Origin of the sequence: Marinobacter flavimaris (genome assembly GCF_045057155.1) — a bacterium.
Lineage (GTDB): Bacteria > Pseudomonadota > Gammaproteobacteria > Pseudomonadales > Oleiphilaceae > Marinobacter > Marinobacter manganoxydans.
The window spans coordinates 2,985,750-3,010,429 of the sequence record NZ_CP171359.1; the positions used below are offsets into that span (position 1 = coordinate 2,985,750).

General features: G+C 59.0%; 18 protein-coding genes. 13 read left to right on the forward strand and 5 right to left on the reverse strand.

The features are described 5' to 3' along the window. Window positions 1-78 precede the first annotated feature (78 nt). Both ACGK9W_RS14140 and ACGK9W_RS14145 read right to left on the reverse strand, forming a co-directional pair. Window positions 79-1,131: a DUF2333 family protein gene (locus ACGK9W_RS14140; RefSeq protein WP_014578424.1), complete on the reverse strand. Its 1,053-nt coding sequence runs from the start codon at window positions 1,129-1,131 to the stop codon at window positions 79-81. A 7-nt stretch (window positions 1,132-1,138) separates the two neighbouring features. After that, window positions 1,139-3,139: an EAL domain-containing protein gene (locus ACGK9W_RS14145; protein WP_405417224.1), complete on the reverse strand. Its 2,001-nt coding sequence runs from the start codon at window positions 3,137-3,139 to the stop codon at window positions 1,139-1,141. A 198-nt stretch (window positions 3,140-3,337) separates the two neighbouring features. Between ACGK9W_RS14145 and ACGK9W_RS14150 the strand changes: the two genes are divergently transcribed. The 13 genes from ACGK9W_RS14150 to ACGK9W_RS14210 all read left to right on the forward strand — a co-directional run bounded on the left by ACGK9W_RS14150 (window position 3,338) and on the right by ACGK9W_RS14210 (window position 19,483). Then, a complete protein-coding gene (locus tag ACGK9W_RS14150) occupies window positions 3,338-4,951 on the forward strand; it encodes a diguanylate cyclase (RefSeq protein ID WP_288366959.1) in 1,614 nt (537 codons plus the stop codon). A 316-nt stretch (window positions 4,952-5,267) separates the two neighbouring features. Then, complete coding sequence (gene aroQ, locus ACGK9W_RS14155) at window positions 5,268-5,708, forward strand: type II 3-dehydroquinate dehydratase (RefSeq protein ID WP_008170941.1); 441 nt, start codon at window positions 5,268-5,270, stop codon at window positions 5,706-5,708. A 27-nt stretch (window positions 5,709-5,735) separates the two neighbouring features. Then, entirely contained in the window at window positions 5,736-6,203 is a 468-nt protein-coding gene (gene accB, locus ACGK9W_RS14160) for an acetyl-CoA carboxylase biotin carboxyl carrier protein (protein ID WP_008170940.1), read from the forward strand. 18 nt (window positions 6,204-6,221) lie between these two features. After that, on the forward strand, window positions 6,222-7,568 hold the full coding sequence (accC, locus tag ACGK9W_RS14165) for an acetyl-CoA carboxylase biotin carboxylase subunit (RefSeq protein ID WP_273158153.1): 1,347 nt from the start codon (window positions 6,222-6,224) through the stop codon (window positions 7,566-7,568). A 2-nt stretch (window positions 7,569-7,570) separates the two neighbouring features. Continuing rightward, a complete protein-coding gene (gene prmA, locus ACGK9W_RS14170) occupies window positions 7,571-8,467 on the forward strand; it encodes a 50S ribosomal protein L11 methyltransferase (RefSeq protein WP_008170937.1) in 897 nt (298 codons plus the stop codon). 61 nt (window positions 8,468-8,528) lie between these two features. Beyond that, window positions 8,529-9,785, forward strand: coding sequence for a DUF3426 domain-containing protein (locus tag ACGK9W_RS14175; protein ID WP_008170936.1), 1,257 nt, complete (start codon window positions 8,529-8,531; stop codon window positions 9,783-9,785). Between the two features lie 224 nt (window positions 9,786-10,009). After that, a complete protein-coding gene (gene dusB / locus ACGK9W_RS14180) occupies window positions 10,010-11,008 on the forward strand; it encodes a tRNA dihydrouridine synthase DusB (RefSeq protein ID WP_405417228.1) in 999 nt (332 codons plus the stop codon). Continuing rightward, window positions 11,005-11,322, forward strand: coding sequence for a DNA-binding transcriptional regulator Fis (fis, locus tag ACGK9W_RS14185; RefSeq protein ID WP_008170934.1), 318 nt, complete (start codon window positions 11,005-11,007; stop codon window positions 11,320-11,322). The genes dusB and fis overlap by 4 nt, the downstream gene beginning before the upstream one ends. 84 nt (window positions 11,323-11,406) lie before the next feature. Further along, window positions 11,407-12,987 carry a bifunctional phosphoribosylaminoimidazolecarboxamide formyltransferase/IMP cyclohydrolase gene (gene purH, locus ACGK9W_RS14190; RefSeq protein WP_405417230.1) on the forward strand — a complete coding sequence of 527 codons (1,581 nt, stop codon included), beginning with the start codon at window positions 11,407-11,409 and terminating at the stop codon, window positions 12,985-12,987. 66 nt (window positions 12,988-13,053) lie between these two features. Further along, window positions 13,054-14,340: a phosphoribosylamine--glycine ligase gene (purD, locus tag ACGK9W_RS14195; RefSeq protein ID WP_273158148.1), complete on the forward strand. Its 1,287-nt coding sequence runs from the start codon at window positions 13,054-13,056 to the stop codon at window positions 14,338-14,340. A 194-nt stretch (window positions 14,341-14,534) separates the two neighbouring features. After that, window positions 14,535-16,676 carry a TonB-dependent receptor domain-containing protein gene (locus ACGK9W_RS14200; RefSeq protein ID WP_053113137.1) on the forward strand — a complete coding sequence of 714 codons (2,142 nt, stop codon included), beginning with the start codon at window positions 14,535-14,537 and terminating at the stop codon, window positions 16,674-16,676. A gap of 184 nt (window positions 16,677-16,860) precedes the next feature. Then, on the forward strand, window positions 16,861-17,799 hold the full coding sequence (locus ACGK9W_RS14205) for an alpha/beta fold hydrolase (protein ID WP_008170928.1): 939 nt from the start codon (window positions 16,861-16,863) through the stop codon (window positions 17,797-17,799). Between the two features lie 109 nt (window positions 17,800-17,908). Further along, window positions 17,909-19,483, forward strand: coding sequence for a cation:proton antiporter family protein (locus tag ACGK9W_RS14210; protein WP_008170927.1), 1,575 nt, complete (start codon window positions 17,909-17,911; stop codon window positions 19,481-19,483). Window positions 19,484-19,508: 25 nt separating this feature from the next. Here ACGK9W_RS14210 and senA read toward each other — a convergent pair whose 3' ends face one another. The 3 genes from senA to ACGK9W_RS14225 form a co-directional block, all read right to left on the reverse strand. After that, window positions 19,509-20,876 carry a selenoneine synthase SenA gene (senA, locus tag ACGK9W_RS14215; RefSeq protein WP_008170926.1) on the reverse strand — a complete coding sequence of 456 codons (1,368 nt, stop codon included), beginning with the start codon at window positions 20,874-20,876 and terminating at the stop codon, window positions 19,509-19,511. Between the two features lie 69 nt (window positions 20,877-20,945). After that, window positions 20,946-22,760, reverse strand: coding sequence for an SLC13 family permease (locus ACGK9W_RS14220; RefSeq protein WP_405421076.1), 1,815 nt, complete (start codon window positions 22,758-22,760; stop codon window positions 20,946-20,948). Between the two features lie 163 nt (window positions 22,761-22,923). Then, window positions 22,924-24,516, reverse strand: a complete 1,593-nt coding sequence (locus tag ACGK9W_RS14225) for an isocitrate lyase (RefSeq protein ID WP_405417234.1) — start codon at window positions 24,514-24,516, stop codon at window positions 22,924-22,926. Window positions 24,517-24,680 lie beyond the last annotated feature (164 nt).

Here is a 24,680-nt window from a genome sequence, read left to right on the forward strand (position 1 = left end):
ACTCTTCTTGGTTTGATGGCATAAAAAAACCGGGCTTAGCGCCCGGTTTTTTTGTTTCTGGATCGAACTCTCCTGTCATCAGCCCCGGGACAGCAGGTCCCGCATGTCACTGATCGCCGAGTTGGCGCGGGAAAGGTAGGCGGCCATGGTCAGCGAGTGGTTGGCCAGTACGCCAAAGCCGCTGCCATTGAGAATCACCGGGCTCCACATTTCGCCCTGAGCGCCCTCAAGCTCGATGATCACCTGCCGTACGCTGGCCATGGCGTTCTTGTCCTGCAGCACTTTCCGGAAATCCACTTCAATTGCCCGGAAGATGTGCAGAAGCGCCCAGGAGCTGCCGCGGGCCTCATAGAAAACGTCATCAATTTTGGTCCAGGGTGTCTTCACGTCTTCTCCGGTCGCTTCCTCAGCAAGAGGATCACCGGAGTTCATGGTGATCACCGAGTCTGATACCGATGCCTTGCCGACACTCTCACCAAGTGTACGGGACAGACTTCCCAGGCGAGTCTCCAGGTCCGCCAACCAGTTGCTCAGGTTATCCGCTCGGGCGAAAAACTGGGCGTCGGCCTGTTCCGGGCTCGACAGCCGGTCAAGGTAACGCTTCAGAGCGGTAATACCCCGACGGTACTCGGCCTCGGTAGACGGGATTGCCCAGCTCTCGCTGTCGAAATGGAACTGGGGCTCGGCGATCGTCAGATCCCGATCTTCCGCGGACTGACTTTGCGAGCGGCTGATGTCTTTGCGCATGGCGCGCGAAAGATCCCGAAGCTGAACCAGAACGCCGTACTCCCAGTTCGGCATGTTATCCAGCCAGAGTCCAGGCGGGAAAATGTCGTTGGAAATATAGCCACCAGGCTTGTCTAACAGGGTTTCTGCGATACGAATCATGGTGACCGTGGTGGCAAAGCCGGTAATGGGCTCCCTTTCCATCGTGTTGGCCACCGACCTCGTGTGCTCGCGCACCGAGAAGGTGTCCGGCTCGCTGCTCCAGATCATGCCGAGCACCAGCGCCACCAGTAGGTAGACCACAACCAACGCCAGAATCAGTTTGCCAATTACGCCGCTGCCGCCGGCATAATCCTGAACATCGTCTTTCTTGTCCTTGAAGTACTGTCTGATTTTGCCTGGCATATGACTTTTAATCCCCTGTCTGTTGATTGTCAGCGGCAAACGGCCTGCCCAGATGGTAACCCATGGCCCCGTCGATACCCAGTTTACAGAGTACCGAGTATTCCGCGGCAGTTTCCACTCCTGTGGCGAAGACTTTCACGCCACGACTGTGAGCGATGGCCACCACAGACTCAAGGTAGAAGCGGTTATCTTCATGGGTGTCGATATTGTGGATGAAGCTGTTGTCGATACGCAGGGCCTGAAACCTCAGATTTCTCAGGTAACTGAACGGTACGCCTCCCACCCCGAAGCGGTCGACCAGTACCGGAACACCGAGTCGCCCCAACGCCCGGACCAGTAGGCCCACCGCGGTCCGGTGGTGATGGATTGCCTGTTCTGAAATACCGATCCAGAGATTCCTTGCCGGCGAACCTGCCTGCCGCAGCTGGTCCAGCAAATCCGTGCGAAATGCCTCGCTGGCCACGGAGGCATTACCAAGCGAGACCGCCAGCGGCTGATCCGGGCTCTGTTTCAGGCGATCGAGCACCCGCTGGACCAGCAGACGATCAAGTTCCGAGATCAGCCCGAAACGCTCAGCCATTGGTACAAAGGTGCCTGCCTTCAAGGCCCCTTCGGCGGAATCGATCCGGGAAAACACCTGATGATAGACCGGCATGAGCCGGCCCTCGTTCACCATGGGCTGGAGCCATAGCGACAGGGCCTGCCGGCGGATCGCCTGACTGATAATCACCCGCCAGGTTTCGAGGTTGTGATGGCCGTCTTTCTCAGGGTCAGCCAGATGGCAGCCACTCTCGGCCCTGCTCTGGGCAGCGCGCAATGCTTCGTCCGCGGCCGCCATCAGATCCCGGGCACCACGGCCGTCCAGCGTTCTCGCCAGCCCGGCATGAACAGCGGTATCCATCGGCGAAGCAAGATCTGCATAGACCCCATCGAGGTCCGTGACCAGCTGACGACACCAGACACCGGCATCAGCCGGCATCGCACCGGGCAGAAAAATGGCAAATTCGGCGCCCGTTCGGCGCCCGGCAAACGACCCGGCATGCTGCATGACGAATTCGCCAATCCAGGTTGCCACCCGCAGCAGCAGGCGGTCGGCCTCGCTCCGGCCATAGGCCTGGTTATATCCCGAAAAGTCGGCCAGTTGAATCAGCATGAGAATTCCGGGTGCCGCCTTTTCCTCGGACTCCACCTCCACCTTCAGGCGCTGGTCGAAGGCGCTTCGGCTGGCCAGCCCGGTGACCGAGTCCTCGTTGTTTACCCGGCGCAGGTGCTGAATGAGTTTCGCCTGGCCTTCGAAGAGCTGGCCGAGGTCATCCGCCATCCGGTTCATGGCGTCGGTCACCTGATTGATCTCGCGGGTCGACTTGATAGAGACCCGCCTCCTGAAATCCCGCTGCCCGAGGGCCTTTGCCTGATCCTCGAGAGCATGAAGCGGGCGCAGGGTACGACGAAGCAGAAGGAAAACCGCAAACAGTCCAATCCCCCCGATGACGGCAGTACTGGCAGTCAACCCGATGGTGATTCGCCAGAGGTCCTCATAGGCGCGACCGGGATGGCTGATTACCTGCACGGTTCCCAGACGGCTCCAGCCACGGACGACTTCTGCCTCGGCAACCGGCAGCGGAAGATCTGCGAGGTCGCGGAACCAGGCGGGGACAGCCACTTTATTGAGCGTCATGGCCCGACCGGCAACCTGCTCGCCCTGATGATTCAGATAGCTGACGGACAGATAGCGGCCACTATCAAACACCGCATCAATGAGGGAGGCGGAGGCGACCGGATCGCGGCCGTCGATGGCATTGGACAGGGACAACCCGATGGCCGTGGCCCCGTCACGGGCATGACCTGCCAGCTGATCCGAGACATAGTCCCGGAAATAACCGTAGCTGGTGATAAACACCGCAACCAACAGGGTAACCAGCAGACTTCCGGTCAACACCAGAAGCAGGGTTCGCAATGTGACCGCACCCTGTTGCGTCTGCTCCAGGGGGATGTGCTTCCGTGCCATGGGGAGTTTCTCCGCATTGGCTGTGAGCCAGCCGGCCAGGTGTTTGTGACCTGCACCGCAGAGTTGACAAACATTTACATAGCGCAACCTACGCCGACAACATTAAACACTATAGACTCTGCAAAAGGACTAAGGTTGAAAAATCGTCCACACCGGGAAAGGACGACCAATAACGAAAAAGAGACAGGCCCGAGCAACATGAACGACGAAAGCCAGAAAGAAAAACTCAGGCAGCATTTCGCACGCCGTGTGACAACCCAGGCCCGGGTTGTTCTGGATACCTGGCAGAAAATTCACGAGGACCGGGACAAGGCTTCGGCGCACCGCAACGAGTTCGCGGCGGCTACGGACAAACTGGTGCGCTACGCCCAGCGGTTTGAAATGGACAGCCACGCCCGGGCCGGTCAAACCACGCTGGCGCTGATCAACCAGTGGGAACCCGGATCTGCCCTGAACGAGAGCCTCGAGCGACAACTGCAGGATGCCATCGAGACCTTGTCCCAGAGCACTCTGCGCAGGACCGACCTCAACAGTTCTGAAGCGCCCCACCAATTTCGTCGAACACCGGTTTACATTGCCCTGGCCAACCAGGAAATGGCAGCCCGCCTGATCCGGCAGCTGGAATTCTTCGGCTTCCGGGCATCCGCTTTTGCCAATGCTGATGAACTGACCGAAGCCTGCGCACTGCACAAGCCGGAAACCATCCTGGTAGACGTCAATTTTGGCGGCTCGCCCAATGCCGGCATTACCACCATCGAACGCCTGCAGGAACGACACGATACGCCGATTCCGATTATTTTCATGAGTGACGAGGACGGTTCTATCGAGACCCGTCTGCAGGCTTCCCGCTGCGGCGGGGAAGAGTTCTTCTACCCTGCTGTCGACCCGGGGCAGCTGATCGAAAAGATTGAGACCTACACCCACGGCAACACCGTGGATCCCTACAAGGTCCTGGGTCTGGATGATTCCCGGGCCCAGGCAAAATATATGGAAACGGTGTTGAAGAAAGCGGGTATGACCGCCCACATCATCACCGACCCGATGCAGATCATCCACGCCCTGGAGGAGTTCTCGCCGGAGATCATCATCCTGGACATGTATATGCCGGGCTGTACGGGCATGGAAATCGCCCGGGTGATCCGCCAGCAGGACCGTTTTCACAGCGTGCCCATCATTTATCTCTCGGCCGAGGAAGATGTAACGAAACAGCTCCATGCCATGAGCCTGGGCGGCGACGACTTCCTGACCAAACCGATCGACCCGAAACACCTGATTGCCACGATCCACAATCGCGGGCGACGTGCCCGCTCGTTGCTGGCCCTGATGATTCGCGACAGCCTGACGGGCCTGTTCAACCACACCCACACCCTCCACCTGCTGGACCAGGAGATCGTGCGGGCGCGCCAGAAACAACAGCCGCTATGCTTTGCGATGATCGACATCGACTATTTCAAGAAGGTGAACGACACCTTTGGCCACCCGATCGGCGACCGGGTGCTGCGCAGCCTGTCGATGTTCCTCAAACAACGCCTGCGCAAGACCGACCACATCGGCCGCTACGGTGGTGAGGAATTTGCCATCATCCTGCCCAACACCCGCCCGAGCGATGCCCGAAACGTTCTCAATGAAATCCGGGAGCGGTTCTCCGAGTTGCAGCAACCGGCCGGCGACCGGGAATTCAATGTCACCTTCAGTTGTGGCATCGCAGCCTGGGACGACAACACCTCCCAGGCACTGTGCGAGCGGGCCGACCGTGCGCTCTACAGCTCCAAGGAGCTTGGCCGCAACTGCGTAACCCTGGCCGATTCCTGAATCCGGGCCGTGCCGCGGCCCGAATCCCTCCCCCCAGACTTTTCAGACAATTTTCGGTCGGGCATGGCTCAGTCACTGCCCGGCTGCTACCTTTTATGAAACCAACGTCGTATGGAAGTTCGTTCCGCCGTTCACGACAATGATTGTCATCAGCGGAAAGATCCCGTTTCGATTCATTTGCCGTCTTTTTACGACCAATGGACAACAGGAACGATTGTCAAAAAGTGTTGATCTGAACAAAACAAGCACGCACCATTGGGGGAACATGCCGTTAAAATCGGCGATCCTGTAAAAAGACATCAAGGCAGACAGAACCATGTCGACAATTCTCGTGCTCCACGGACCCAACCTCAACATGCTCGGTACCCGCGAGCCGGAGGTCTATGGTTACGAGACACTGGCAGACATCGACGACCGGTTGCGCTCACTGGCAGCAGAGCATGGGCATCATCTGCTGCACCTGCAATCAAATGCCGAATACGAACTGATTGAGCGGGTTCACGAGGCCCGGGCGGAAGGCGTGGACTTCATCATCATCAACCCCGCCGCCTTCACCCATACCAGCGTTGCCCTGCGCGACGCCATGCTGGCCTCGGGAATTCCATTTATAGAAGTGCATCTTTCGAACGTGCATGCCCGGGAACCGTTCCGGCATCACTCCTATTTCTCGGATATCGCCGAAGGCGTTATCTGTGGGCTGGGTAGCCAGGGGTACGACCTCGCACTCCAGGCAGCCCTGAAACGCATTCACCGATAGACCTGACAAAACGGGACTGGACTGACTATGGATATTCGTAAAATCAAGAAACTGATTGAGCTGCTCGAGGAATCTGACGTCGAGGAGCTGGAGATTCACGAGGCCGACGATTCGGTACGCATCTCCCGCCGGCGTGAACCGGCTGCCGGCACCCAGTACGTGAGCCACTACCCTGCGCCAGCGCCTGCCCAGCAGCCAGCTCCGGCGCCGGCAGCGTCCGCTCCGGCTTCGGAAGAGTCCTCTGCGCCAGCGGCCCCGGCCGGACACAGCGTGAAGTCTCCCATGGTAGGCACTTTCTATCGCTCACCCTCGCCCACCGCCAAGGCGTTTGTGGAAGTTGGCCAGACCGTCAATGTGGGTGATGTCATCTGCATCGTGGAAGCCATGAAGATGATGAACCAGATTGAGGCCGACAAGAGCGGCACCATCCAGGACATCCTGGTCGAGAATGGCCAGCCGGTTGAGTTTGACCAGCCCCTGGTCGTCATTTCCTGAACGCGGTGATAGCTACTCATGGCCATGTTAGAAAAAGTTCTGATCGCAAACCGGGGTGAAATTGCCCTCCGGATTCTGCGCGCCTGCAAGGAGCTGGGCATCAAGACAGTGGCAGTGCATTCCCAGGTCGATCGCGACCTGATGCACGTACGGCTTGCCGACGAGTCTGTCTGTATTGGCCCGAACAGCGCGACCGACAGCTACCTGAACATCCCTACCATCATCAGCGCCGCCGAGGTAACCGATTCCGTGGGTATTCACCCCGGCTACGGCTTCCTTGCCGAGAACGCCGATTTTGCCGAACAGGTGGAAAAGAGCGGGTTCCGCTTCATCGGCCCCAAGGCCGAGACTATCCGGCTGATGGGCAACAAGGTGTCCGCCATCAACGCCATGATCAAGGCCGGCGTTCCGACCGTGCCGGGCTCCGATGGCCCGCTGGACGACGATGAAGAGCGGACCCTGAGGATTGCCAAGGAAATTGGCTACCCCGTCATGATCAAGGCGGCTTCCGGTGGCGGCGGCCGCGGGATGCAGGTGGTCCATTCTGAAGCGGCCCTGCTCAAGGGTGTCCAGATCACCCAGAGCGAGGCCAAAAATGCCTTCGGCGACCCGACGGTTTACCTCGAGAAGTTCCTGGAAGCCCCGCGTCACGTGGAAGTGCAGGTACTTGCCGACATGCATGGCAACTGCATTCACCTGGGCGATCGCGACTGCTCCATGCAGCGCCGGAACCAGAAGGTAATAGAGGAAGCACCGGCTCCGAACATCAATCCGGAATCCCGGGAACGCACCCTGAAAGCCTGTACCGATGCCTGTAAGGAAATCGGTTATGTGGGCGCCGGTACGTTCGAGTTCCTGTATCAGGACGGCGAGTTCTATTTCATCGAAATGAACACCCGTGTCCAGGTAGAACATCCGGTCTCCGAGATGGTCACCGGTGTTGATATCGTCCGCGAACAGCTCCGCATTGCCAGCGGCCTTCCGCTGCAATACACCCAGGACGACATCCGGATTTCCGGCCACGCCATGGAGTGCCGGATCAACGCCGAGGATCCGAAAACCTTTATCCCCAGCCCCGGCAAGGTTAAACACTTCCATGCCCCGGGCGGTAATGGTGTGCGGGTGGATTCTCACCTGTACAGCGGTTACACGGTTCCCCCCTACTACGATTCCCTGGCGGCCAAACTGATCACCTGGGGCGACGACAGGGACATTGCCCGGCGCCGGATGAAGAACGCGCTGGACGAACTGGTGGTCGAGGGCATCAAGACCAATCAACCGCTGCATCGGAAACTGGTACGCGATGGTGGCTTTAAACAGGTAGACTTCACCATCCACTACCTTGAGAAACTGATGCGGGATTAATCATGCCCTGGATACAACTCCAGATCCCGGCTGATCCGGACAACGCGGATCAGCTGGAGGATCTGCTCATGGAGATGGGCTCTGACGCCGTCTCCATGGAAGATGCCGCCGACCAGCCCCTCTATGAGCCGGACCCCGGCACCACCCCTTTATGGAGCCAGACAACGGTGACCGGGCTGTTCGATTCCGGCCGGGATATCGAGCAGCTCTGCGCCGATATCCGGGATGCCTGGCACCAGCAAACCCAGCAGGCCCTTCCGGAAATCGACGTCACTCTGGTTGAGGACAAGGATTGGGAACGGGCCTGGATGGACGATTTCCAGCCCCTGAAATTCGGCGAGCGGCTCTGGATCGTCCCGAGCTGGCATGACGCACCTGACCCGGATGCGGCGAATCTGATGCTGGACCCCGGTCTGGCCTTCGGTACCGGCACCCATCCAACCACGGCCCTCTGCCTCGAATGGCTTGATGGCCAGGATCCCCATGGCAAGCAGGTGATCGATTACGGCTGTGGCTCCGGCATTCTCGGCCTTGCGGCCCTGCTCCTTGGCGCAGACCATGTGATTGGTGTCGATACCGACCCGCAGGCCCTCGAAGCCAGCCGGGAAAACGCCCGCCGCAACGGTGTCGAAGACAGCAAGCTGGACCTGTTCCTGCCAGACAACGAGCCCGAGACCAAAGCCGACATCATGCTTGCCAACATCCTGGCCCAGCCCCTGATCGGCCTTGCTCCCCATCTTGCCTCGCGGACCAGGCCCGGCGGCGATCTGGTGCTGTCCGGCATCCTGTCTAACCAGGCCCGGGAAGTAATGGCCGCCTATGAGCCATGGTTCGTCATGGACGAGCCCGAGCAGCGGGAAGAGTGGATACGCCTCACAGGACGGCGCCACGACAGATGACGAAACCGGTCTTAACGACTAAACTCCGAAACTCGTAGCCTAGTCGCTTTCAGGAAGAAGCATGACCCAGAGCAGCCTGCAGACACAGTGCCCGAATTGCCAGACCCGCTTCCGGGTAACCGAAGAACAGCTTGGCATTGCCAAGGGCAAAGTGCGCTGCGGGAACTGCATGAAGGTGTTCAATGCCATTGAGCACCAGGTTATCCCAGGCGGTGGCGAGAAACCACGAACCCCCGCCACCCCGGCACAACCCGCAGGTGCATCATCGCCTGCCGGCTCTATCTCCGGCTCCGGCGTCAGCGAGGAGGATTTTGTCTTCGCCGATAACCCGGAAGAAGATGCGGCGGAAGGGCCTTACGCCGGCACCAAGCTGACCTTCTCCGATGACGAGTTAAGCGATAGTTTCCGCAGCTTTGATGAGCGCGACGAAACAGATTACAAAGACGCTGACACCGACGGCCCCGATGAGCAAGTCGATGAGAGCTGGGCCGAAGCCATTCTTCAGGATGACGAGCCAGCATCCCGAAAACCTTCTGCCCCCCAGCGCCCCGAGCCTGCCCCCGAACCGGAACCTGAAGACACCTCTCCCGAACCGGAGCCGAGGCCAGCACCTCGCCCTGAGCTGAGCCTGGAGGAAGAACCGGTGTTTGAGCAGACCGGAACACCCTCCTCCGCGGCGACCGGGCCGGCCAAAGATTCTGATCCGTTCGATGACTTTGTGGACGAATCCGGTTTCGATTTTGATGAGCCGGAGCGACCGGCCGACGCGTTCCATGCCGACCCGCCCTTCCGGGATCTACGCCGGGAGCCGGTTGCTGTCGATTCCGGTGGAAGTGGCGTCCGTACGATCGTGTGGAGCGTGATTGTACTGGGTCTGATCGGTGTTCTGATCGCCCAGGTAACCTGGTTCCAGTTCGATCGACTGTCGGCCATCCCCGAGCTGCGCCCCTTCTATGAGAAAGGCTGTGAACTGGCCGGCTGCGAACTCAAACCGCTGATCAATGTGGAAGCCATCCAGAGCCGGAAACTGGTGGTGCGGACCGATCCGGATAATCGCTCGCAACTGGTGGTCGATGCCGTGATCATTAACCGGGCCGACTTCGAGCAACCCTTTCCCGCCATTGCCCTCACCTTTTCCAACCTGAATGGCGATGTGGTGGCACAGAGTCTGTTCACGCCTGAGGAGTACCTGGCCGGCGAAGGTCGGGAGCTGGACGCCATGCCCACGGATACTCCCGTTCGCATTGCCATCAACATTCGGGATCCGGGCCGTGACGCGGTGAATTACAACATCCTCTTCCGCCCCCACGCACCCTGATGCCGTAAGCAAGTATTCACTCGACAGCCATTCCCGACGGTCATCGTACAGAACAAAAGTCAACCAGAAAGGGCGAAAAATAATCAGTTTTTTCACCGCCCAGCCCCTTCAATCATGGTCCACCCGGCGGTATCATTACCGCCCTTCGGATGCTGGATCGGTTACTTATTGAACAACCGCTCAGCCCGACCTTTGCTTAACCCGCTGTGACACGGACTCAGATCATGCTGCCAACGGCAAAAATCGGGCCGTACACTTTGCCCAACCCCTTGATTGTTGCGCCCATGGCTGGCGTGACAGACCGCCCTTTCCGTCTTTTGTGCCGGAGGTTGGGCGCGGGTCTGGCGGTGTCGGAGATGGTCATAGCGGACAGCAAACTCTGGCATACGCGCAAATCACAGACCCGCCTGAACCATGAAGGCGAGCCTGAGCCCCGCTCGGTGCAGATTGCCGGCGGCGATCCGCAAATGCTGGCCGATGCCGCCCGTCAGAATGCGGAATTCGGCGCCCAGATCATCGACATTAATATGGGCTGCCCGGCCAAGAAGGTCTGTAACAAGGCCGCCGGTTCCGCCCTGATGAAAGATGAAGCCCTGGTTCGCGACATTCTGGAGTCGGTGGTTCAGGCGGTTGATGTCCCAGTCACCCTCAAGATGCGAACCGGATGGGACCGGGAAAACCGCAATGCACTGGTTATTGCCCGAATGGCGGAGGATGCCGGCATTCAGGCAGTGGCCATTCACGGTCGGACCCGTGCGGACAAATACGAGGGCAATGCCGAGTACGACACCATCGCCGATGTGAAATCCCGCATCAGCATTCCGGTGTTTGCCAACGGGGATGTTACATCGCCTGAGAAAGCCCGGGACGTCCTTCGCCATACCGGCGCCGACGGCCTGCTGATTGGCCGCGCTGCCCAGGGCAGCCCCTGGATTTTCCGGGAAATCCGGCATTTCCTGGAAACCGGTAGCCACATGGCCGCACCGGAGCTTGATGAGGTCGAGGAAATTCTGACCGAGCATCTCCAGGCGTTGCATGCTTTCTATGGTGAGACCATGGGCGTGCGTATTGCCAGAAAACACGTGAGCTGGTACCTGCAGTCCCACGATCCGGGTAAACAGTTCCGCAAACGCTTCAACGCGATCGACGATGCGCTGGAGCAGAGAGACACGATTCAACGGTATTTTGCAGGCTTACGAAATGGAGAGGTATTCGCAGCATGAGCGCTGAGACTTTGGCAAACGACAACCTGAGCACCCCGGCCAACGATGATATCCATCAGTTGCAGACGGTGAACAGCAGCGGCAACACCGTCACCCTGCGCGACAGCGTTGAGGTCGCCCTGAAAAACTACTTCGCCCAACTGGACGGCGCTCCGGTGACCGAGGTCTACCAGCTGGTGCTTTCCGAAGTGGAAGCCCCGCTGCTTGAACAGGTGATGAAATACACCCGCAACAACCAGACCAAGGCCTCCACCATGCTGGGCCTGAACCGCGGGACCCTGCGCAAAAAGCTGAAGCAGTACGGTCTGCTATAATCCAGACACCCTGATTTGAAGAGGGCCTCCCGGACACCATTCGCGAGGCCCTTATTCGTTCATCTCCAGCGAAGAAAGTGACCCATGGCAAACCAGGCTAACACCTCCGTCCGTCGCGCTTTGATCAGCGTGAGTGATAAAACCGGCATCGTCGATTTCGGCCGTGCCCTGACCGAACGCGGCGTTGAGCTGCTCTCCACCGGTGGCACTTACCGGCTCCTGAAAGAAAACAGCATCCCGGTAACCGAAGTCTCCGACTACACCGGCTTTCCCGAGATGATGGATGGCCGTGTAAAAACCCTGCACCCGAAGATTCATGGCGGGATTCTCGGGCGCCGGGGCACTGACGATGCGGTGATGTCCGAGCATGGCATTAGCCCTATCGATATGGTTGTGGTCAATCTCTACCCCTTCGAGGAGACCGTTGCAAAGCCGGACTGTGATCTGGCGACCGCTATCGAGAACATTGATATCGGCGGTCCGACCATGGTTCGCGCTGCTGCCAAGAACCACAACGACGTCGCCATCGTGGTCAACGCCAGTGATTACAGCCGGGTCCTCAAGGAACTGGAGGCCAACGATGGCCAACTGACCTACAGCACCCGGTTCGATCTGGCCGTAAAAGCGTTTGAGCACACCGCTGGCTACGATGGCGCCATCGCCAACTATCTGGGCGGCCGCACGCCGGATAACGACAACGCTGATTTCCCCCGCACCTTCAACGCCCAGTACGTGAAGGTCCAGGACATGCGTTATGGCGAAAACCCGCATCAGCGCGCCGCATTCTACGCCGAGCGCAACCCCAAGGAAGCCTGCGTGGCCACGGCCAAACAGCTTCAGGGCAAGGAGCTCAGCTACAACAACGTGGCCGATACCGATGCCGCCCTGGAATGCGTGAAGCCTTTCGCGGATCCGGCCTGCGTGATCGTCAAACATGCCAATCCCTGTGGTGTGGCGATCGGCGCCGATATCCGTCAGGCCTACGACCTGGCGTTCGCCACGGACCCCACATCGGCTTTTGGTGGCATCATCGCCTTCAACCGTGAGCTGGATGCGGAAACTGCCAAAGCCATCATTGATCGCCAGTTTGTGGAAGTGATCATCGCGCCGACCGTTGCTCCGGAAGCAGTGGAACTGGTAGCCGCAAAGAAGAACGTGCGTCTGCTTGCGTGCGGCGAGTTTGACGGCGACCGTGCCCGTTCCATGGATTACAAGCGTGTAACCGGTGGTCTGCTCGTTCAGGACCGGGACCTGGGCATGGTGGCCATGGAGGACGTCAAGGTGGTCACTGAGCGCCAGCCCTCCGAGCAGGAACTCAACGACCTGTTGTTTGCCTGGGAAGTGGCTAAATACGTCAAATCCAACGCCATTGTCTATGCCAAGGCGGGTCGCACCATCGGCGTCGGCGCTGGCCAGATGAGCCGTGTTTACAGCGCGAAGATTGCCGGTATCAAGGCCGCCGACGAGGGCCTGGAAGTGAAAGGGTCGGTCATGGCGTCCGATGCCTTCTTCCCGTTCCGCGACGGCATTGACGCTGCTGCGGCGGCTGGTATCACCGCTGTCATCCAGCCTGGTGGCTCCATGCGCGATCAGGAAGTGATCAATGCGGCAAACGAGCACGGCATCGCCATGGTCTTCACCGGTATGCGCCATTTCAGGCATTAATACGTGAATGTGGGGTCAGAACCACAGTTCTGACCCCGGGTTAACCGGCTTCAAGGTAGGAAACTCATGAATATTCTTGTGATCGGCAACGGCGGGCGTGAACACGCCCTGGCCTGGAAAGCCGCCCAGTCCCCAAAAGCGGATCGCGTGTTCGTGGCGCCCGGTAACGCCGGCACCGCCCGGGAGGCCGGCCTGGAAAACGTCGACATCGACGTGATGGATCTGGACGGCCTGGCCAACTTCGCGGCGACCAACAATGTAGGGCTCACCATTGTCGGCCCTGAAGCTCCCCTGGTAGCGGGTATCGTGGATAAATTCGAACAGCGGGGCCTCAGGGTCTTCGGCCCGAGCGCAGGCGCCGCCCAGCTTGAGGGCTCCAAGGCTTTCACCAAGGATTTTCTGGCGCGCCACAAAATCCCGACAGCCGGCTACGGCAACTTCACTGATGTGGACGAAGCCCTGGCCTATGTTCGCCAGCAGGGCGCTCCAATCGTCGTCAAAGCCGATGGCCTGGCTGCCGGCAAAGGCGTGATCGTTGCGATGACCCTGGAAGAAGCCGAAGATGCCATCCGCGACATGCTGGCCGGGAACGCGTTTGGTGATGCCGGTAGCCGTGTCGTCATCGAAGAGTTTCTGGAAGGCGAAGAAGCCAGCTTTATCGTGATGGTGGATGGCGAGCACGTTCTGGCCATGGCCACCTCCCAGGATCACAAACGCGTGGGCGACGGCGACACCGGTCTCAATACCGGTGGCATGGGCGCCTACTCGCCGGCCCCGGTGGTGACCGCGGATGTTCATCAGCGCATCATGGATGAAGTGATCTATCCGACCGTGCGCGGCATGGCGGCCGAGGGCCATCCCTATAAGGGGTTCCTCTACGCCGGCCTGATGATTGACAACAGCGGCACCCCCAAGGTGATCGAGTTCAACTGCCGTTTTGGCGACCCGGAAACCCAGCCGATCATGCTGCGGATGAAGTCGGACCTTGTGGAACTCTGCGACGCGGCCATCGACGGCAAGCTCGACCAGTGCGATTCCGAATGGGATGACCGCGCCTCCGTCGGTATCGTGCTGGCAGCCGGGGGTTACCCGGGCAGCTATAACAAGGGCGACGCCATTTCCGGCCTGCCGGACACCGAGACCGAAGGCGAGAAAGTGTTTCACGCCGGCACCCGTCTCAACGGAGACCAGGTGGTTACCAACGGCGGTCGGGTGCTCTGCGCCACGGCTCTGGGCAATACCGTCACCGAAGCACAGAAGCGTGCGTATGAGCTGGCCTCCCGGATCCGGTGGGATGGCGTGTTTTATCGCAAGGACATCGGCCACCGCGCCATCGGCCGCGAGACCCACTGAGCCTGGCCGACCGATCCGATCCTATTCTCAATCCCCGGCCGACCGGGGATTTCTTCGCCTGACCTGACACCTGCCTGCGTCATAAGCACTGACTATTGACTTTATAGTTACGGAACCGTAAAGTTTCGCCCGAACGTAATAGTAATGATTGTCACTTACATTTCGAAAAACAAATGGTAATGGAGATTAACCACATGTTTAAACCTTCCCGCTTATCACTGGCCGTGGCTGTCAGCCTTGCCCCGGGCGCCAGTTGGGCAGTCGGCGATGATCAGCCCCAGATGCTTGAACCCATGGAAATCATTGGCGATGCGTCCGCAGCCCAGACCTTGCCAGGGTCAGGCTACGTCGTTGGTGAGGCGCAGTTGAAAACCGAGGTTGAGACCGACATCAACCAGGTGCTGAAAACCGTCCCGGGCGTCTATGTGCGGGAAGAAGAAGGCCTGGGCCTGCGCCCCAATATCGGCATCCGCGGCGCCACGGCCGAGCGCAGCAGTAATATTACCCTGATGGAAGATGGCATTCTGATCGCACCGGCGCCCTACTCCAATCCGGCCGCCTATTATTTTCCGACACTGAAGCGCATGTCCTCGCTGGAAGTACTCAAGGGTGCCCCGCTGCTGCGCTATGGCCCGCAAACCACCGGTGGTGTCATCAACCTGATTTCCACACCCATTCCCGATCAGCGGCAGGGCTATGTTGAGACAGTCACCAACGACCGCGGCTCCACCGACGTTCATGTAACCTATGGTGACACGGCCGGCGACTGGGGCTACCTGCTTGAGACCGTCCAGCGCTCCGCGAAAGGCTTCAAGGAGATTGACCGCAGTAACCGCGATACCGGCTTTGATATCGAAGACTATGTCGGCAAGCTGCGCTGGCAGGGAGAGCGCCAGAGCGTGACCGCCAAGCTGCAATACTCCGAGGAAACCTCCAACTCCAGTTACCTCGGCCTGACCGATGCGGACTTCAGCCAGGATCCGAACCGGCGTTACGGGTTGTCCAGCATCGACCAGATGAACAATACCCACTCCGGTATCAGCCTGACCCATCAGTTCGACTGGAGTAATACCGTAAGCAGCACGGCCACCCTCTATCGCAACGACTTCAAGCGGAACTGGTTCAAGCTCAGCGGCGGCGGAAGCATCATCGACTCGGCAAACGGCGGCGACGCCAATGCCCAGGGTATTCTGGACGGCACAGTTGACGCCAGCGGCCTGGATTACAAAAACAACGCCAGGGACTACCTGTCCGAGGGCGTGCAGGTAAACTTTGATGTCGACATGGGCAGCCACCAGTTTGATTTCGGCGCCCGCTACCACGAAGATGAAATGGATCGTTTCCAGCCGGTCGATGTTTATGACCAGGTCAACGGCTCTCTGGTGTTCCAGAACACTGTCGCCCCCACGGGCAGCAATAATCGCTTTGAGACCGGCGAAGCCCTGAGCTTCTGGGCGCTCGACACCTGGCAGGCGACGGACAAGCTCAGCGTTAACCTCGCCCTGCGCTACGAGGATGTACAGACCAGCCGCACCCAATACGCGGATCCCGGCCGCACAACCGTCGACAGCACCCGCGCCAATGACAGTGCTGAACTCCTGCCCGGCGCTTCCTTTACCTATGACCTGTCCCAAAGCTGGCAGGTTCTGGGTGGCGTGCACCGGGGTTTCTCCCCTCTCGGAGGTGGTGCCAAGGCAAACGAAGATCCGGAAACCAGCAAGAACTGGGAGGCCGGCCTCCGGTACTTTGGCAATGCGTTCTTCGCGGAAATGATCGGCTTCTACAGCGACTTCTCCAACAAGGCCGAAAACTGTTCCGTGGGCTCGCCGTGCAGCAATGGCGCCACCTCTGGCAGTTTTGTAACCGGCGAGGCTGAAATTTCCGGTGTTGAGTTCCAGCTCCAGACCGGCACCCGGGCAGGCGAGTTCTACCTTCCGGTCAGCCTTACCTACACCTTTACCCAGGCGGAAATCAGCAAGGACAATGCCGCTTCGGGCCTGAAAAAAGGCGAGCAGCTCAAGGACGTACCTGAAAACCAGATGAGCTTCCGGACAGGCATGGAACACCCGAGTGGCTGGGACAACTACCTTGTGGCCACCTACGTCGATGAGATGTGTGTCAGCGCGGGATGCAACAACACCGCCACGAAACTGGACGAGACCGAGTCCCTGTTCCTGGTCGATTTCATCAGCCGCTACGCACTGACCGCCAGTGCCGATGTCTTCCTGAAAGTGGACAACCTGTTCGATGAACAGCAAATTGTCTCACGTTTGCCCGATGGCGCCATGGCGAACCTGCCGCGCACCGCTTCACTGGGGTTAAGCGTTAATTTCTGACGAATGACCGGGTTGGCCTGGTTTCCGGGCGAACCCGCTGTGAATGGCCCACTGATGAGACCCGGCCCGTTGGCCGGGTCTTTTTTTATGCCGGGCAGGGGAAGCAATTCCCATTCTCCGGCCCGAGAGTAAGGTAGACTGCGGACACAAAGTTCCGACCACATCGCCCAAAGGAGTCCCTTCGATGCGCCGCCCGTCACCGGTATACCTGCTGATCATACTGGCCGCTTCCCTGCTGTTCAGTGCCTGCTCTCGTCAGGACATCTACCAGACCGCGATTGATTTTGAACGATCATCGGCGGGTCTGGAGGCGGCGAGCGTGGCAGTGGGCAACCTTGACATCGCCTATCTCAGGAACCAGGAAATGAGCGCAGGCGACACCATCGTCATGATCCATGGCTTCGGGGCCAACAAGGACAACTGGACCCGTCTGGCCGGCCACCTGACCGACGACTTCAATGTCTATGCGATCGATCTGCCGGGGCATGGTGACAGCAGCAAGCCCCTCGACATCGGCTACCGCCTGGAAGATCAGGCAGGCTACGTCGCAAAGATTCTGGAGGCACTGTCGGTCGAGGATGCCCACATCATGGGAAATTCCATGGGAGGTGCGATTACCGCACTCTATGCAGCCAACTATCCCGGCAAAGTGAAATCAGCGGTGCTGTTCGACCCCGCGGGCATTCTCGAGTATGAAAGCGAACTGGTGGATCTTGTGATGGAGGGGGACAACCCCCTGATCCCCAAAAAGCCCGGTGACTTCGAGCGGCTCATGGAGTTCGCTCTCGAGAAAGAGCCCTTTGTGCCCTGGCCGATCATGGGCGTGATGGAAGAGCGGGCCATCGCCAATCGAGACATCAACGAGGTCATTTTTGCGGCGATTCGTGATGCCGGTTTCGAGTCGGACTTCCGCAATGCCATCACCAGGATTCAGGCCCCGGTCCTGATCATCTGGGGCAAGGAAGACCGGGTGATCAACTACCGAAACGGCGAGGTGTTCGCAGCAGCAATCCCGAATGCCAGGCTGGAACTGATGGACGGTATCGGCCACGCACCGATGGTGGAGGCCCCGGCGGAATCCGCAGAACTGTTCCGGACCTTTATCGGGCAGCCGGTCGAGTGAGGCTCATTTGAGCAATAGTTTCCGCATTCCACCTTCAGCGACTACAAGGGCACCGCAAAACAGGGTAGCCTAACAACCATTGTGCTTTTGACGTCCGAACTGATATCCCATGCCTGAAGCGATCTGGATTACCTTTGCCTTCGGCCTTGGCCTGCTGGTCAAGCTTGTTGGCCTCCCCCCTCTTGTTGGCTACCTGGCTGCCGGCTTTGTGCTCAGTGGCATCGCCGAAGCCACCGGTGTGGTGATCGAGGAGACCGACGTTCTCCAGCACATTGCGCATCTTGGCGTACTCCTGTTGCTGTTTACCGTGGGGCTGAAGCTGAAGCTCCGATCCATCGTCAGTCCGGAAGTGATTGGCGGCAGCCTTCTGCACTTTGGCATCACCTGCGCGGTATTTACCCCCGGTGTCTACCTGTTGATGGACCTCGATTGGTCGACCGCGCTGATGCTGGCCATCGCCTTGTCATTCTCGAGCACGGTGCTGGCCGCCAAGGTTCTTGAATCCAAACGGGAACTGCGGGCGTTCCATGGCCGGGTCGCCATCGGCATCCTGATCATGCAGGATCTGATCGCCCTGGTTGTCATGAGCCTGGCCGCTGGTAAAACGCCCTCCGAATGGGCCCTGATTGTATTCGGACTTCCCCTGCTTCGCCCTCTGCTGTTCCGGTTGCTCGATGCCAGCGGCCACGACGAACTGCTGGTGCTCCTGGGACTGCTTCTGGCACTCGTTGTCGGCGGGCTTGGCTTTGAGGCCGTCGGCCTCAGCTCGGAGCTCGGCGCGCTGGTTTTCGGTGCCATGCTGGCCAATCACCCCCGGTCGCAGGAACTCTCCAAGTCGCTCTGGAGCGTCAAGGAAGTGTTCCTGGTGGGTTTCTTCCTACAGATTGGCATTGGCGGTCTGCCCGACGGGGATGCGCTCATTTTCGCAATCATTGCGGGGCTGGTGCTGCCACTGAAAGGCATCCTGTTCTTCTTCCTGCTGCTGGCCTTCCGTTTACGGGCCCGCAGCGGCTTCCTGAGCGCCCTGGCACTGACCAACTACAGCGAATTCGGCCTGATTGTGGCAAGCGTTGCCTTGCCGGAGTGGTTGGTCCCTCTGGCAATTTCGGTGTCGCTGTCGTTCCTGGTTTCTGCCCCGATCAACCGGTTTGCGCACGGCCTTTATGAACGTTACTCCCAGGATCTCAGCCGCTTTGAAGGCAGCAAACATCATCCCGATGAACAACCGATTTCCCTCGGGGATACCCGCGTCCTGATCATGGGCATGGGGCGGACAGGGACCGCAGCCTACGACTGGCTCTGCGAGGATCAGCCCAAACTGATGGGGCTGGATTCCGACCCTGCAAAAGCCAGTCAACACCAGAAAGAAGGCCGCAACGTGGTTTTTGCTGATGCCGAGGATGCGTCCTTCTGGAACGGGTTGCACATGCCTGCAGTGCAGTCGGTGATCCTGGCAATGGGTGACATAGAAGGCAAACTGATCGCCGCCCGAATGCTGCGCAAACTGGGTTTCAAGGGTTTTATCGTGGCCCACACCATGTATGAAGATGAGGCAAAACAGATCCGGGAAGCCGGGGCCGATGAAGCCTACCTGACCATGAGTGAAACCGGCGTGGCCCTTGCCAGTCATCTGATCGATAAAAAGCCCGCCAAACCATCCCTGGTTGTCGGCAAACCTGATTAACTGTATCGGCGATTACAGTCGACGTTCAGGGCTTTTCGAGCGCGCAGGTTCGAAAACCAGTGTATACGTCGTTCCGAAGCGGAAGATAGGCCTGCCGATAGGTACCCCGGATAAGGCAGGATGACGTTGCACAACTGCCCCCCTTGGTGACTTTGTGATCACCGAACTGCAGGGTGGACATGAAAGGGTACATATCCACTTTGAAACCGTCGTAGGGCAGGAACTGATCGCCGGTCCACTCCCAGACCGTGCCAGTCATCTGCCGGCAGCCGAACGGACTGTCACCCGCAGGAAAGTCGAACACCGGGCTCTGCGCCATGGCGCGCCCGTTGAGATCCGCCAGCTGTTCGGTCGGCGCCGAGTTGCCCCAGGGAAAGCGCCGGAAGGGCTCGCCCGGGCGATTGCCCAGAGCCGCGACTTCCCACTCGTATTCCGTCGGCAGCCGACGCCCCGCCCAACGGCACCAGGCCTCCGCCTCCCAGAATGTCACGTGAGTGACCGGTGCATCCGGATTGAGCGGCTGCCAGCGATCGAACACCCGCTCCTGCCACTGCTCATCATGCCAGCGCCAGTAAAGCGGGTGGCGGGGCGTCCGTATAAAAGGCTCGTCACTGCCGTGAACCAGGGCAACATCGGTTTCGGTCTGAAGCCATTTCCGCCCGCCAAAAGACCAGAGCTCTGGCCGCCGGTAGCCACCGTCTTCCACAAACTGCATAAACTCCCGGTTGCTGACCAGGCATTTTGAAATCGCGAACGATTCCAGCTTCACGGTAAACCATGGCTTTTCATTGTCGAAGGCAAAATCGTCACTGGCGTACTGCCCGGACTCACCCGGCATCCCGATCAGCCACTCTCCTGCCGGAACACAGGCGTCTCCCTGATGCGAGTCACCTGGCGCCGGTCGGTAAAAATCAGTACCCGGCGGAGCCGGGTAGCCGACGGTCTGACGGCACCAGATCATAGACTCGATGTGCATGTTCTGGTGGTAGATTGCGTAGCGGTAGAGGTAACGGGCCTGGTCGGTTAACGGTTGCTTCTCGATCCGCTCGGCCACTCGATCATAGATGAGATTGAAGTAGTCGAGGGTTTTCTGCCGCCCCGGAAACAACTCGCGGTTCCATCGATCCCGGTGTTCGATGTGGAACGAATCCCACAGGTCGTCCATGGCAGGATCATGGCTCGGTGTGCCATCCAGCAGGTTGAAGACGAAGACTTCGTAAAAGAAGGCCGCATGCCCCATTTCCCAGAGCGGTGGATTGACGCCCGGATGGTAGGGAACGTCCAGCGCGGTCTCGGGAAGAGAACACACGAGGGTCTCGGTTCGCTTCCTTGTCCATTCAAGCTGCTCCAGCAATTCCGACTTTGCCAGATCGATTTGCTCAATCACTGCCATCGTGCCAGTCACCCATCAAAACAGATGAGTAACAGCATAACAGAGAGTACAGACACCGGTTAAACGGCGTCACGCCCAGACCGCCAGAATGACTGGCACAGCTACCACGGTTACGAGGAGAGACAGCGGCAGCCCCAGCCGCCAGTAGTCCCCAAAGCGATAACCTCCGGGCTCCATAACCAGAGCATTGGATTGATGCCCTACCGGGGTCAGAAAGGCGCAGGAGGCGCCAACCGCCACCGCCATCAACATGGCATCGGCGGCAATGCCAAGCTGCCCGGAAAGACTCAAGGCAATCGGCGCAACCAGGATGGCCGCTGCCGCGTTGTTCACAACGTTCGACAGCAGCATTGTGCCCGTAAGGATAATCGTAACAACCACCCAGGCATCGCCTCCGGAGCCCAGCATCAGCATCCAGGACGCGATCAATTCTGCCCCACCGGTAGTCTCGAGGGCCTGCCCCACAGGAATCATGGCGGCCAGCAGAACGATAACGGGCCAGTCAATCGCCCGGTAGGCTTCCTGGTTGCTGAGAACCTTGCTGAGAACCATGACCACGGCGCAGGCGACCAGCGCGACCGGGGGAGATAACCAGCCAACCACAATCAACGCAATGGCGGCGATAAAAAGGCCGCCAGCCAGAAGGGAGTTGCGCTCCCTGCCAAACCGGAGACCCCGCTCGGCCAGGGGCAGGCAGCCGAGCCCCTGAAGCGTGACACTCAAGGTTTCCTCCTCGCCCTGGACCAGAAGGATGTCGCCAGCCTGAAAACGAATATCACCCAGACGTCGCTGCAACCGCTGACCCTGACGCGCAATCGCAACGATGTTGAGACCGTTCTGCTCGCGAAGATTGAGCCTGTTGGCGGTTTTTCCGATCAGCCCCGATTCCGGCGTGATGACCGCTTCGATCAAACGCACGTCGCCCTCAGACAGGGACTTTTCGCCCGGCTTTCCCGACTCTGGTTCTTCCTGATCGGACGCTTCTGAAGAGGCTTCCTCCACTCTCGCCAACTCGAGCCCGGTGCTGTCCAGAAAGTCCTGCAAGGCATCGGTATCCGCTTCCACCAGGAGCAGATCATCGCCGCGCAGCACGGAAAACGTCGATGGTGCCAGTGACCGCTTGTCATCCCGGATCAGCGCGAGCACCACCACATCCTTCTCGGCGTCAGCCTGTGTCAGCAGGCTATGCAGTGTTGCGCCAATATGCGAGGAATCGTCCGGAACCCGAAGCTCAGTAACATAATCCCCCACGCTGAACAGCTTGCCGCCGTCATCGGGTTTCCCCCGTCTGGGCGTCAGACGCCACCCCGCCAGAGTGATAAAGGCGATGCCAGCCAGGGTTATCGCCAGGCCCACCGGCGCGAAATCAAACATGCCAAAGGAACCCGTTTCCCGGTAACTGGCAATGATGATATTCGGAGGCGTGCCGATCAGGGTCATGGTCCCACCCAGCAGGGAGCCAAACGCCAGGGGCATCAGCAGCAGCGAGGGCGACCGACCGGCTTCCCTGGACATCCAGATTGCCACCGGCATCAGAAGTGCAAGCGCACCGACGTTATTGATAAAGCCCGAGCAGAGAGCCACCACCGAGGTCAGCATCAACACCTGCAGAGTCGGCCGGTGTCCGACCTTGCCCAGCAGGCGGGCCAGGCGGTCAACCACACCGCCATTGACCAGTCCCTGACTGATCACCAGAACCGCCGCCACAGTCACAACCGCCGGGTGGCCAAAGCCATCGAATAGCTGATCCGCCGGCACGATCCCGGCGACGGCAACGGCGAGAAGCGCCAGCAGGGCGACCAGATCGAACCGGATTCGGTTCCAGACGAACAGCACCAGGGCGATACCCAGTATCGAAAAAACAATGGCCTGATCCGTGTTCAACACCTTCCCTCCGGTTGGCACCGAGCTTGTTTCTCTTCAGGTTACAGTATCGAACACATCACGAGCGATACACCAAATATCCTCGCCTCAACGAAAAAACCCCGCCGAGGCGGGGTTTTTGTGGCTTCCGGATTACTCCGGAAGAGACAACTGAACTGTTCTATTAACCGAACTGGTTCATGGTGTTGTCTTTACCACCGGCCTTCAGGGCCGCTTCACCAGCGAAGAATTCCTTGTGGTCGTCACCGATGTTGGAACCAGCCATGTCCTGGTGCTTAACGGTAGCGATACCCTGACGGATTTCCTTGCGCTGTACACCAGCCACGTAGGCCAGCATGCCTTCGTCACCGAAGTAACCCTTGGCCAGGTTGTCGGTAGACAGGGCCGCGGTGTGGTAAGTCGGCAGCGTGATCAGGTGGTGGAAGATACCCGCTTCGCGTGAACCGTCACGCTGGAAGTTACGGCACCACTCGTCGGCCAGCTGACCCAGCTCGGTGTTGTCGTACTCTTCGCTCATCAGCTTGTCGCGGTCGTAGGCAGAAACGTCCTTGCCTTCTTCCTTCCATGCGTCGAATACCTGCTGACGGAAGTTCAGGGTCCAGTTGAAGGACGGGCTGTTGTTGTAGACCAGCTTGGCGTCGGGCACCACTTCCTTGATGCGGTTAACCATGGCAGCGATCTGACCAACGTGCGGCTTCTCGGTTTCGATCCACAGCAGGTCGGCACCATTCTGCAGGCTGGTGATGCAGTCCAGCACAACACGGTCTTCGCCAGTGCCCGGCTTGAACTGGAACAGGCCAGAAGCCAGACGCTTCGGACGAACCAGCTGGCCCTTCTGCTTGATGACAACGTCGCCGTTGTTGATGTCTTCAGCCTTCTCGATCACTTCACCGTCGATGAAGCTGTTGTACTGGTCACCCAGATCGCCCGGCTCTTCGGTTACGGCGATCTTCTGGGTCAGGCCAGCGCCCAGGGAGTCGGTACGGGCAACGATAACACCGTCGTCCACACCCAGCTCCAGGAACGCCAGACGAACGGCGTTAATCTTGGACAGGAAGTCGGCGTGGGGAACAGTTACCTTGCCGTCCTGGTGACCACACTGCTTCTCGTCAGACACCTGGTTCTCGATCTGGATGCAGCAGGCACCGGCTTCGATCATCTGCTTGGCCAGCAGGTAGGTCGCTTCGGCGTTACCGAAACCGGCGTCGATGTCGGCAATGATCGGCACAACATGAGTTTCGTGGTTATCGATCTGCCTGATCAGCTCGTCAGCCTTGGCGTTGTCGCCGGCGTTCTCGGCTTCTTCCAGGGCACGGAACAGGTGGTTCAGTTCCCAGGCATCTGCCTGACGCAGGAAGGTGTACAGCTCTTCGATCAGGCCGGATACGGCAGTCTTCTCGTGCATGGACTGGTCAGGCAGCGGACCGAACTCGGAACGCAGGGCAGCAACCATCCAGCCAGACAGGTACAGGTAGCGACGCTTGGTGGTGCCGAAGTGCTTCTTGATGGACAGCATCTTCTGCTGACCGATAAAGCCGTGCCAGCAGCCCAGGGACTGGGTGTACTGGGCGGTGTCCTGATCGTAGTTCGCCATGTCTTCGCGCATGATCCTGGCGGTGTACTTCGCGATATCCAGACCAGTCTTGAACTTGTTCTGGGCGCGCATGCGAGCGGCGTGCTTCGGGTTGATAGCATTCCAGGTCGGGTGCTGCTTCAACAGGGAAGCAATCTGGTCAACGTCTTGTGCGTAGGGCATTGTCTCAATCCTTTCTACGTTGGTTTTCTAAGTCGATGCGGAGAAGCGTACAGCAACTTCCGAAGCCAACAACCTGCTCACTTTTTGAGCGAAGCGCTGACATTGATGGTTACTTTAGTGGTTTCAAATTTATAATTGAAATTTATATAATCTATTTTCGGCAT